Below are 11,821 nucleotides of genomic sequence, written 5' to 3' on the forward strand. Positions count from 1 at the left end.
CGCAGCACACCCGGTTTCCTCCAAGGAGAATAAAAAAAGGGTTCCGCGAACGGAACCCCTTAACCAAGCACAGCAGGGATAAGCTTATGCCGCTTTGAGGCGGCGCATCCGCTGCCCCAAGACCAGCACGCCAAGGCCACTGAAAAGCATGGCCCAGGTCGCCGGCTCTGGAATGGCTTGGTAGTTATAGATCACCGTGACCAATTCATCCCCATAGGTCACTTGGGCTGTCGTCGCATTACCGCCCGTGTAGCTGGTCCAAGTCGTTGCCGTCCCCGTCGTGGCAAGCGTTACGGTACTCTCCGAAAACTCTTGGAGAATTCCAGCACTGGTGAGAGGCGATGTCGTTCTTGTATCCGATCCCGTCAACGTACCGGAAGTCACCGTCTCATTTGGCGCGAGCACGGGGGCTGAATAGTGATCGGAACTCGCATCGCGGATCAAAGAAACATACCCCCCGACGTCACTGAGTGTAAAGGTCACGACCGTATAGCTACTAACGTTCGTCGCACCGGAAGGCCCCGCCGTAACCGTCAACACCGTGGAAAGATTCCCTTGAAGGCTAATCGTCACGGAGTCCAGAGTACCTAGCGAGGTATCGAAACCATCAACCGTAATAAAACCCTGATAATTCGTCAGCGTTTGCCCAAGGGTGCCAGTCACCGAATATGATAATGCCTTTGCCTGCGGCTCCCCTAGAAAAACCAGCGCCATACCGACAACCGTGGCCATCGCAATCGTTTTGAATTCCATTTCTTCCTCCTCTTTTGTTTTTGGTTCCTTCCAGGTCTACCTGGAATAACAAAATCCGTGTCCGCGCTTGTAGGAAATCCGCATCACAATTGCAAGCCATATCCACTGAAAACTTCGCAATTTTAAGTATAATTACCTACGTAATTATAAGCACTATCCTTAGTGCAAAGATTACATCATTCCATAGTAGAGCAAAGCTTCATCCTATCGCCAATATTGGGCCGCAGCCACATCACCCAGTTTCTGTGATGAGAAAACGGGGAGCGCCTCAAAAACACCTCTTTTGCCCACCAAAAAAACGGCAAAAAAAAGGGGTTCCGCCGAAGCGGAACCCCTCAAATCAAAAGCTAGCAAAAATCTTACGCCTCTCTGTGGCGGCGCATGCGCTGAACCAGAACGAGCGTACCCACGCCGCCGAAAATCATCGCCCAAGTGGCGGGCTCGGGAACAGCAGTCGGGGTGTAGGTGTAGGTCACGGTGACAGCAACCGCAGTATAGGTGTTTTGCTGAGTTGAAGTGTTGCCGTTCGAAGTTCTAAGAATCGTATCGGTTGATCCAGACAGAGTTAGGGCCACTTCATCAGTTGAAAATTCATCAAAACTTGAGGAAGTTAAAGTTTTGGAAGCAGTCCCCGTAGAGGAGGCCGCAACTGTGGTTTGCCCCGTGGCTGCAAGGGAATAACTTAGCCCAACGACCCTTCCGGTATCCTCGTCAACGGTATTAGGAATATCCACAACCGAAGTTTTGCTGAAAGAGGCGCCACTCAAATGCAGCGTAACTTCACTGTAAACGGAACCAGCCGAAGCCCCTATGGAGGAAACTTGGATACTTGTAGTGGCCGAAGTTACAATCGTAATGGATACCCCAGTAAGGGTTCCCTTCAAGGTGTCAAATCCCGCAACAGTCAGATCGACATCAGCAAAATTCGTCAACGTATAACCAGTAGTACCCGTGACGGAATAGCTAGCTGCCTTTGCTTGCTGTCCGGATCCAAGCAACACCAAAGCGGCACCTAACACCGCAGCCACTACGCTCTTTGTAAAAAGTTTCATATGTTCCCCTCCTGTTTGTTTTTTTTGATAGCCGAGCCCGTGAGGTGGTTCCCTTTGGCTCTAATTGTCCTTTTTGCGATGTGTTTTGTAGGGATTCCCTGTCAAAAATGCAAGTCATTCTCACCCACGATATACCTTTTTTTTAGCACGTATAAGCACGCACAATCATACCGGGACCGGCTGTATCCGATCTGGATGATTACAGGACCGTATTTTTACACATTGAAGCGGAACTCCATCACGTCGCCATCCTTGACGACGTATTCCTTCCCTTCAATGCGCAGCTTGCCCGCTTCACGGGCTTTGGCAAAGGATCCGAGCTCGACCAGGTCGTCGAAATGGACCGTCTCCGCGGCGATGAAACCGCGCTCAAAATCGGAGTGGATCACCCCGGCGGCTTGCGGTGCTTTGTCGCCTTCGTTGATCGTCCAGGCCCGCGTTTCTTTCTCGCCGGTGGTCAGGTAGGTACGTAATCCGAGCAGGTGGTAAACCGCACGAATGAGAGAGCCAACCCCGCTCTCCTCGACCCCGAGGTCCTTGAGGTATTCCCGGGCTTCCTCCTCGGGCAGATCGATGAGTTCGCTCTCGATCTGCGCGCTAATGACCACGGCCTCGGTGGCCAGGTGGGTGCGGACGTAATCCTGCACGGCCTTGACGAAGCGGGTGGAGGGGTGAAGCTCGCCGCTCGCCGGGGCCTTGAGCTCTTGGGCGATCTGCGCCAGGTCGGCCTCGGCCACGTTGCAGGCAAAGAGGGTCGGCTTCATCGTCAGCAGCATGAAGTCCCGGGCGAGGCGCTTCTCGTCGTCGCTCAGCTCAAGCGTGATGGCGGGCTTACCGGAGTCGAGGTGCGGGATGAGCTTTTCGATCAAGGCGAGCTCCGCCTTGGCCACTTTATCGCCGGAGCGGGCGGCTTTTTGGTTGCGATCGCCGCGCTTTTGGATGCTGGCGAGGTCGGCAAGGATCAGCTCGGTATTAATCACCTCGATATCGCGCACGGGGTCGACGCTGCCCGCCACATGGTGGATATCGTCGTTTTCAAAACACCGGACCACCTGCACGATGGCGTTGACCTCGCGGATGTGGCTCAAAAACTGGTTACCCAGGCCCTCCCCCTGGCTGGCGCCGCGCACCAAGCCTGCGATGTCGACCATTTCGATGACCGCCGGAATGAGTTTCTGCGAATGGGAGATATTGGAAAGCACCTGGAGCCGGGGATCGGGAACGACCACGACGCCCTGGTTCGGGTCGATGGTGCAAAAGGGGTAGTTAGCCGCCTGCGCCTTGCGCGTCCGCGTAACGGCGTTAAAGAGGGTGGATTTGCCCACATTGGGGAGCCCGACGATGCCTGCGCTTAACATAGAGCGGGCAGGCTAGCGTCGAAACGCCCCGGCGCAAAGCGGAAATGCCGGGAAATTTCGCGGCTCAAAAATCCCTACACCACCGCAGCGGGGAAGCTGGCGCGGTCGTCGGCTTCGAGCCAGTCAAAGAGCGTGGTGTGGGCCGGGTTGAGCCCCAGGCGGGTGCATTCGAGCACGAAGGATTCGCGCTTTTCGAGGTTGTTATAGAGACAGTAGGCCTCCATGGAGTCGCTCCAGGCGAGGATCTCCTCCGGGGTCTTGTCGAGCCCGTTCTCGTCGAGCCAGATGCCCAGGTCCTCGTCGCTGTAGCCGCGTTTGACGTGCGCCAGGAACTCGTCTCCGGTGACGCCCTTAAAGGTAAAGAGCGTCCGGTCGAGCGGGCAATCGAAGTGGTACTCCCCGGCTGTCCCGGCCAGTTCGGCACGGGCCTTGTCGGCGGCGCGGGCCAGGATGGCGTAATCGCGAACCCGTACGCGTGGGCTGCGCGGGGGCGCTTGCGTTAAGTCTTTGGCGGTGATCATGTTTTGCTCTCCTCTTTCAAGAAGCTTTCGGGGCCGTCCGGGCAAATGGCCTCACGGCGTCCCGGAGGGGCGGCGGATAAACACGCGGAAAATATTGTTGTCGTAGACCGGCTCCAGCCCGGCGGGCACGGAATGGGGGCGTTCGTAGAGCAGCCGGGCGAGGGATTCCTCGGGAACGGGCTCGCCAAGGATCGCGCTGCTCACCCGGTCCACGCGCGCCCCGTCGTAAGCAACCACGCAATCGACCTTGCGGCGATCCAGGATCTCCAGGGCGGCGGGGGTCAGCCCGGGGCTTTCGAAAAACCGGGCGCTATCGACGATCCCCGGCAGGCTCTCGTGCGAACTGCCCGCCACGCACGGCTGCCCGGACCAGTAGGCCAGCGCGGGGGACTGCCACCAAGGGGCCAGGATCGCCACCCGGCGCTCGGCCCGCAGCCGGGTGGCCACGTCGCGCAGTTGCACCGCCTCGTAGCGGCGTTCCAGGGAAAGGGAGCTCTGGCGCGTGTCGAGCATCCGGTCCCACTCCCGCGCCACCGGCCAAAGAGAAACAACCAGGATAACCCACGCCAGCCAGCGTTTTTGGAACGTCTCCAAAACGGTCGGGAGCGCCAGGGCAAAGCCGACGGCCAGGAAATACCCCCAGCGGGCCTGCCACAAAGTCAGCACGCCCAGGGCCAGCAGCATCCCCAGCCAAAAGCCAGCCTCGGCATCGCGCTCGCGGAAAAGCCGCCACGCGAGCAGCAGCGGCGCGGCAAATAGCAGCCAGCCGCCCCACGAAACCAAGCTCCCCGGCGTGGCACGGCCCAGTTCGCCCACCGTGTGGCTCCAGTTCTCGAAGTAAGCCAGAATGGCCGGGTCGGGCCGCCGGATCGGCCAGCCGTCCACGGCCAGCCCGAGCAGGAAAACGAGCGCGATGCCCCCCACCCAAACGAGCCGTTCGCGGTTAAAAAACGCCCGCCGGTAAGCCGCCGCGCCCAGCACGCAGGTCAGCAGGAGCAAAATCAGCGGCTCGTAGAGCGAAACCCACACCCCAAGCCCCCAGGCCAGCCCGCCGATCACCGCCCGGGCACGCGTCAGGGGCGTCTTCCCCTCCACCGCCAGTGCCGCCACGGCGCAGAACATGATGAGCGACTGGTGATCCGGCCTTCCCAGCGTCGTCCCGTGAACCAGGATCGGGCTCACGGCAAAAAGCCCCAGCGCGGCGTACCTCCACCGCCCTCCCCGCAGCCAGAGCGCCAGGCCCGCCAGCACCGCGAGCAACGGCGAGACCCAAGCGCCCGCGCGGTCGAGCGCCACCGCCGCATCCGGGCTGAACGGGCGGAAAGCGAGCGCCAGCCCGGCCGTCAGGTAGTCAAACGGCGCCGTGGTATGGGGGCGGGTCCCCTCCGGCCAGTTCTCAAACTCGTGCGTATGCACCGGCTGGCCCGGGTGTTCGTAGACTCGCTGCACCCGCGTCATGCGCGAGTAGCAATCCGGATCGACAAAGAAAACCTGCTTTTGGATAAAGACATCGCCCGAGTTCCAGCAGCGCACCAAGCCGATGAGCGTCAGCCAGAACGCCAGCCAGAGCAGGCGATAAACCGACCGGTTGCAAAAGGATGCTTCGGGGGGCTGCATAAAAAAGGAGGGAGCTTACGGCACGGGAAGAACCTCGGTTTCCTCCGGCGCAGCGTGATGGATACCGACATGGGTGGCGCGGTGAGAGCGCAAAAACGAGTTCCGGTCGAGCACCCGCTCCTGGAACCATTCGAACATCAGGAAAAGCGCCGGAGTGACGTAGAGCGTCACCAACTGCGAGACCACAAGGCCGCCGACAATGACCAGCCCGAGCGGCTGGCGCGAGCTGCCGTCCGCGCCAAACCCAAACGCCAGGGGCAGCGCCCCCATCAACGCCGCGAAGGTCGTCATCATGATCGGCCGGAAGCGCTCCACGCTCGCCTCGTGCACCGCCGCCACGCGGTCAAGCCCGTCGGCCATGCGCTGGAGGGCGAAGTCGATCATCATAATGCCGTTCTTCTTCACAATACCGATCAAGAGAAAGAGGCCCACATCGGCGTAGAGCGAAGCCTCTTTGCCGAAAAGCACCAGCGTCGCCAGGCCGCCCACCATCGCCACCGGCAGCGAGCTGAGCACCGTAAGCGGGTGGACGTAGCTCTCGTAAAGAATCCCCAGAATGATGTACATCACGAACACCGCGAAAATCATCAGGATGGAGAGGCTCTTAATCGTCTCCTTAAACACCAGCGCCTCGCCCTGCAAGCTGCCGCGCAGCGTCGGGGGGAGCGTCTCGGCGGCGGTTTTTTCGATGAAGGCCGCCGCGTCGCCGATCACCGCCCCGGGCACGAGGTTAAAGAAGATCGTCACGGACGGGAACTGGTTGATGTGGTTGACCGCCTGCGGCCCGAGCCGTTCCTTCCAACGGGCCACGGCCTTGAGCGGCACCAAGTCGCCGCCCTTGTCCGGCTTCACATAAAGGCGCTCCAGGTTCTGCGGCTGGGAGCGGCCCGCGTCGCTCACCTCCATGATGACCTGGTACTGGTCGGTCTCTTTCTTAATAAGGTAGACGTAGTTCTGCGCGTAGGCGTTGCGCAGCGCCGAGAGGATGGCCTGGGCCGAGACGCCGTAGGAGGCGGCCTGCTCGCGCAGGATGTCGACCTGCAAATTGGGCGTCGCCGTCTTGAGGTCGGAGTTGACGAAAAGGAAGCCCGGGTAGGGCCGCAGTTTATCGATGAGCTTGCGCGCGGCGTCGTTGACCTCCTCCGTGCTGATGCCGCTGATGGCGTAGGCGAATTTGCCCTGGGCATTGCCGGTGGCCCCGGTGCTGACCTGCAAGACCGGGTTGGCCTGCATATATGGAATCACCCCGGGTATTTTGGCGATCTCCCGGGCGATTTGAGCCATCACCACGTCGATCGGCGGACGCATCTGTGTGGGAACGAGATTGGCGAGAATGCGCGCCTGGTTGGAAGGCAGCCGCCCGGTGAGCCCCGAGATGGTGTAGGAAAGATCAACGAAAGGGTTGTCGCGCAGGATTTGATCCACTTTGTACTGAATTTCGCGCATCCGATCCGGCGAAGTCCCCTCCTGCACCATGAAGGTGCCGCGGATGGTACCGCTATCGCCCACGGGCAGGAACGACTTGGGCACCGTCTGGAAAAGGACCACTGTTCCCACCATGCAGACCACCCATGCCAGCGCGGAAATCCACTTATGGCGCAGGAAAAAGTGGAGCGAATCGCCATAAGCGCCGATCACCCGGTCGAGCACCTTTTTCACGTGCGTTTCGAGCCACGTCTTGGTGGCATTCTCGTGCCGGGCCAGCATCCGCGAGCACATCAGCGGCGTCAGCGTCAGCGAGACCACACCGGAGGCCACGATGGCGATGATGATCGTAATGGCGAACTCCTGGAACGTCCGCCCAATGAGCCCCGGCATAAAGACCATGGGCAGAAAGACGGCGGCGAGCGAAAGCGTCATCGAGAGAATCGTGAAGCTAATCTCGCTGGCCCCGTGGTAAGAGGCTTCCAGCGCCGTCTCGCCCGCCTCCATCCGGCGCACGGCATTTTCCAGAAACACGATGGCGTCGTCCACGAGGAACCCGATGGAGAGCGTCAAGGCCAGCAGCGACAAGTTGTCGATACTGTAGCCCAGAAGGAACATCGCCAAAAACGTGATCAGCATCGACATCGGCAGCGCCACGATCGGGATGAGCGTGTCGGTGGCGCGCCCGAGGAAGATGAAAATAACAATGACCACCAGCGCAAAGGCAATGAGGAGCGTCTCCTTCACGTCCTCCACGGAGTTGATGATGGTAATCGAGCGGTCGAACATCGGTTCCAGCTGAATGGAGCCGGGCAGCTCGTGCCGGAAGAACGGCAGCAAATCCTTAACGCCCTGAGCCGTGGCCACGGCATTCGCGCCGGACTGCCGTGAGACCGCCAGCACCACGTTCGTCGCGGCGGCGCTCCCCTTGCGCATCCAGAAATGGCGGGCCATGCGTTCGTCCTGCACGGAGTCGGTGACGTCCGCCACATCGCGCAGGTAAATCGACGCCCCCTCTCTGTACCCGATGATCAGGCCCCGGTAGGCCTCCGCGTTCTCAAGCTGCCCCTGCGGCTGGAGCAGGAACGTGCGCGAGGCACCGTCGAACTGCCCCGCGCCCTGGTAGCTGGTCCCGGCCTTGATGGCGTTGGCGAGGTCGCTCACGCTGAGGCCGAGCGAGGCCAGCTTGGTCGGCGAGACCTTCACGCGCACCGCCGCCTTGGAGCCGTAAATATCCACCTTCGCCACGCCCGGCAGAATGCTGATGCGCTGGGCGATCTGGCTGCTGGCGTAGTCGTAAAGCTGCCCCTGGGTGAGCGAGGCCGTGGTCAATACGAGGTAGATCACCGGCTGGTCGTTTGGGTTGAACTTGGTGAAAAGGGGCGGCGAGGGCAGGTCCTGCGGCAGGCTGGAGCTGGCTTGGTTAATGGCCGCCTGCACGTCGGTCGCCGCGGCGTCAACGCTCTTGTCCAGCTTGAACTGGAGCGTGATCGTGCTGACCCCCTGGGAGCTTTGGCTCGTCACGAGGTCCAGGCCGGGGATCTGCATGAACTGGCGCTCCAGCGGCGTCGTCACGTTGGCAGCCATGGTCGAGGGGCTCGCGCCCGGGTAGTTGACCGTGACGTTGATGACCGGGAAATCAATGGCGGGCAGATCGTTGACGGCCAACCGGTTGAACCCGAGGATGCCGAAGACGACGATGCACAGCGTGCACATCATCGTCATGACCGGGCGTTTGATAAAGGGAGCGGAGAGACTGGCCATGCTTTTCTGGGTTCTACTGAGGAAGAATGTCCACCGCCGCGCCCGGCGAGAGCGCGATCTGCCCGGTGACGACGACGGTTTCCCCGGCTTTCAGCCCCTCTTTAATCACCAGGCTTTCCTCCTGGCGCTGGCCCGGCTTGACGCGGCGCAGCTCAACGGTATTGCCCGTCTTGACGACAAAAACAAACGGCCCATCCTGCCCCACTTGCAGCGCCTCGTTGGGAATCAGCACGGCTTCTTTGAGCGTTTCGAGCACGAGGCGGACGTTAACGAACTGCCCGGGCCAGAAAAGCCGGTCTTTATTCTCCAGGAGCGCCCGCAGCCGGACGGTGCCGGAGTTCGGCTGCACGCCGCTGTCGAGGAAGTCGAATTTCCCCTCGCGCTTTTTGGCGGGATCGTTCGGGAAGCCCGCCTCGACCTTGAGCGTTCCCGCCTCAAAGTAATGGCGCACCTGCGGGAGCACATCCTCGGGGATGGTGAAATCGACGTAAATGGGGTCCTGCCGCTGGATGACGAGCAGCGAGGTGGAGTTGGAAATAACAATATTGCCCTGGTCAACGTTGCGCTTACTGGCGCGGCCGCCGATGGGCGAGCGGATCTGGCAGTAGTCGAGATCAATCTGCGCCGAACTCACCGCCGCCTCGTCGGCCTGGACCGTCGCCACGGCGGCCTCGGCGGTGCTGCGAACGCTGTCGTACTCCTGGTCAGAGACGGCTTTCTTCTGCCGCAGATCCTCGTTGCGCCGGACCTGGATGAGGGCGTAATCGGCCTTGGCGCGGTCCTGGGCCAGCGTGGCCCGGGCCTTGGCCAGCGCCGCCTGGAACTGGCGCGGATCGAGCGTAAAGAGCAGATCGCCCTTGGCCACCTCCGCACCGTCCTTGAAGTGAATGCCGATCATCGCCGCGGAGACCTGTGGCTTGATGATAACGGATTCAAACGCCGTACAATTGCCGATCTCGTCCAGGTAAAAGGGGACATCCCGGGTCTCCGCCTTGGCGACGGTCACGGGACGCGGGGCTTTGGCGGACGCTTGAGGAGCCTTCCGTCCGCAACCGGAAAGCGCCAGCGCCCCCCCTGTCAGTAAAATCGGTAAAAACCGCAGAAAGTGCATAGGGATTATCATTTATTGATTCCGACCCGAGTTCAACCCGGAATAGCTTGATTCTTCGAGGCCCGGTGGTAGCAGAATACCCCACTCCTATCTCTATGCGCTGGATTTTTCCTCTCCTTGTCGCCTTTGCCGCCTCCTCCTTCGCCGCCGAAACCTCTGCCCTCTGGGGCAAGCATGGCGAAGCCTGGACGCCCGACTCCAGGCTCCCCGATTTCTCCCACGCCGGTTATCACCAAGGCGAACGCCCCATCCCCGTCCTCTCCAAGGGCCTGAGCGTCATGGACTTTGGCGCGAAGGGCGACGGCATCGCCGACGACACCGAAGCCTTTCAGGACGCGCTCAACAAAGCACCCGCCGGGGCCATCGAAGTGCCGCCGGGACGTTACCGGATCACCAAAATGCTGGTCATCAACCGCAGCAGCATCGTCTTGAGCGGCGCGGACCCGGAAAGCAGCGTGCTCGTCTGCCCGGTGCCGCTCGAGACCAGCCAGCCCAGCCCCTCGGCCACCACCACCGGGCGGCCCACCTCCCGCTGGTCCTGGGACGGCGGCATCGTGGCCATCAAGGGCGACTACCAGGCCAAGCACCTCACCCGCATCACCGCCGAAGCCCGCCGGGGGGAGACCCTCCTCACCGTGGACAAAACCGAGGGCCTCAAGCCCGGCCAGCGCGTGATCGTTCGCCAACACGACCTCCCCGACAATTCGCTCGCCTCACAGCTCTACTCCGGCGACCCGGGCCCGATGGAAAAGCTCCGCGGCTCGACCAAGACGTTTTTCGTCTGCACCGTGACAAAGATCGACGGCCACAAAGTCTCCATCGACCGGCCGCTGCGCTGCGACCTCAAGCCGCAATGGAAGGCGGAAATCGCCAGCTTTCAGCCGACCGTGACGGAATCCGGCGTGGAGGGGCTCACCTTTGAGTTCCCCGTGACGCCCTACGAGGGGCACTTCACCGAAGCGGGCTACAACGCCCTGGCCTTCTACGGATGCTCGGACTGCTGGGCGCGCAACCTCCGCATCGTCAACGCGGATAGCGGCATCTTCGCCACGGGAGTCTTCTGCACCATCCAAGACGTCGTCCTCGACTCCCATCGCCCGACGGACAAAACCGGCGCCACCGGCCACCACGGCTTCACGTTTACCGGGCGGGACAACCTCTTTACCCGCTTCGACTTCCGCACCCGCTTCATCCACGACATCTCGGTCGACGGCGGCGCCTCCGGCAACGTCGCTGCCGAGGGCAAAGGCGTGGACCTCTGCCTCGACCATCACAAGCGGACCTGCTCGGAGAACCTCTTTACCAACCTCGACGCCGGGGCGGGCACGCGCCTCTGGGCCCACGGCGGCGGCGACGCGCTGGGCAAACCGTGCGCCGCGCGCGGAACCTTCTGGAACATCCGGGCCGCCAAGCCGCTCGCCTACCCGCCTGCGGACTTCGGCCCGCTCTCGATCAACCTCGTGGCCTTAAGCACCAACCAGCCCAGCGAAACCAGCCCCGACGGGAAATGGTTCGAGGCCATCCAACCCGCCGCGCTGACCCCGCAAGACCTCCACGCCGATCAGCTCACCCGGCGGCTCGGGAAATAAAGCGCGGGGCCCTCACCCCAGCGCCTCTTCGTAGAGCTTCTTCACCGTATCCCAGTCGACCACGTTCCACCACGACGCGATATATTTCGCCCGCTCGTTCTTGTATTTAAGGTAATAAGCGTGCTCCCAGACATCCAGCGCCAGTACCGGCTTGCCCTCCACCTCGGCGATGCCCTTCATGATCGGGCTGTCCTGATTGGGCGTGCTGGTAATTTCGAGCCGCCCATCGCGCACCACCAGCCACGCCCAGCCGGAGCCAAAAACCGCCGCTGCCTTGGCTGAGAACGCCTTCTTCATTTCCTCCAGGCCGCCGAAAGCCGTCTTGATTGCCCCGGCGAGCGCCCCCTGCGGGCTCCCTCCCTGCGGCTTCATCATCTGCCAGAAAAGCCCGTGGTTATAGTACCCACCCCCGTTGTTGCGAACCGCCCTCCGGACCGCCTCCGGTAGCGTCTCGACCCGGGAAAGCAGCTCCTCGATTTTCAACCCGCGCAGGTCGGGGTAATCCTTGAGCGCCTCATTGAGATTCTTCGTATACGCCGCGTAATGCTTATCGTAGTGGAGCTGCATCGTTTGGGCGTCAATGTACGGCTCCAAAGCTCCGTAATCATACGGCAGCAGGATCATCTCGAAG

9 protein-coding genes are annotated in these 11,821 nt (G+C 61.4%); 1 reads left to right on the forward strand and 8 read right to left on the reverse strand.

Translation table 11 applies throughout. The features are described 5' to 3' along the window. Nucleotides 1-84: 84 nt before the first annotated feature. The 7 genes from B2828_RS03140 to B2828_RS03170 all read right to left on the reverse strand — a co-directional run bounded on the left by B2828_RS03140 (nt 85) and on the right by B2828_RS03170 (nt 9,496). Nucleotides 85-753 carry a choice-of-anchor E domain-containing protein gene (locus tag B2828_RS03140; protein ID WP_479632228.1) on the reverse strand — a complete coding sequence of 223 codons (669 nt, stop codon included), beginning with the start codon at nt 751-753 and terminating at the stop codon, nt 85-87. A 359-nt stretch (nt 754-1,112) separates the two neighbouring features. Continuing rightward, nucleotides 1,113-1,805 (reverse strand): choice-of-anchor E domain-containing protein, encoded by a 693-nt coding sequence (locus B2828_RS03145; RefSeq protein WP_479632229.1) that lies wholly within the window; start codon nt 1,803-1,805, stop codon nt 1,113-1,115. 215 nt (nt 1,806-2,020) lie between these two features. Then, nucleotides 2,021-3,163, reverse strand: a complete 1,143-nt coding sequence (gene ychF / locus B2828_RS03150; RefSeq protein WP_479632230.1) for a redox-regulated ATPase YchF — start codon at nt 3,161-3,163, stop codon at nt 2,021-2,023. 74 nt (nt 3,164-3,237) lie between these two features. Further along, nucleotides 3,238-3,684 (reverse strand): DUF5069 domain-containing protein, encoded by a 447-nt coding sequence (locus B2828_RS03155; protein WP_479632231.1) that lies wholly within the window; start codon nt 3,682-3,684, stop codon nt 3,238-3,240. A gap of 51 nt (nt 3,685-3,735) precedes the next feature. Beyond that, a complete protein-coding gene (locus B2828_RS03160) occupies nt 3,736-5,301 on the reverse strand; it encodes a hypothetical protein (RefSeq protein ID WP_479632232.1) in 1,566 nt (521 codons plus the stop codon). 15 nt (nt 5,302-5,316) lie between these two features. Next, nucleotides 5,317-8,490, reverse strand: coding sequence for an efflux RND transporter permease subunit (locus B2828_RS03165; protein ID WP_479632233.1), 3,174 nt, complete (start codon nt 8,488-8,490; stop codon nt 5,317-5,319). A 13-nt stretch (nt 8,491-8,503) separates the two neighbouring features. After that, nucleotides 8,504-9,496 carry an efflux RND transporter periplasmic adaptor subunit gene (locus B2828_RS03170; RefSeq protein WP_479632234.1) on the reverse strand — a complete coding sequence of 331 codons (993 nt, stop codon included), beginning with the start codon at nt 9,494-9,496 and terminating at the stop codon, nt 8,504-8,506. A 200-nt stretch (nt 9,497-9,696) separates the two neighbouring features. Here B2828_RS03170 and B2828_RS03175 point away from each other — a divergent pair, with 200 nt between their 5' ends. After that, a complete protein-coding gene (locus tag B2828_RS03175) occupies nt 9,697-11,190 on the forward strand; it encodes a glycosyl hydrolase family 28-related protein (protein WP_479632235.1) in 1,494 nt (497 codons plus the stop codon). A 12-nt stretch (nt 11,191-11,202) separates the two neighbouring features. Here B2828_RS03175 and B2828_RS03180 read toward each other — a convergent pair whose 3' ends face one another. Then, complete coding sequence (locus B2828_RS03180) at nt 11,203-11,814, reverse strand: superoxide dismutase (protein ID WP_479632290.1); 612 nt, start codon at nt 11,812-11,814, stop codon at nt 11,203-11,205. Nucleotides 11,815-11,821: the final 7 nt, after the last annotated feature.

This window comes from Spartobacteria bacterium UBA695, assembly GCA_002298145.1.
GTDB lineage: Bacteria > Verrucomicrobiota > Verrucomicrobiia > Chthoniobacterales > Chthoniobacteraceae > UBA695.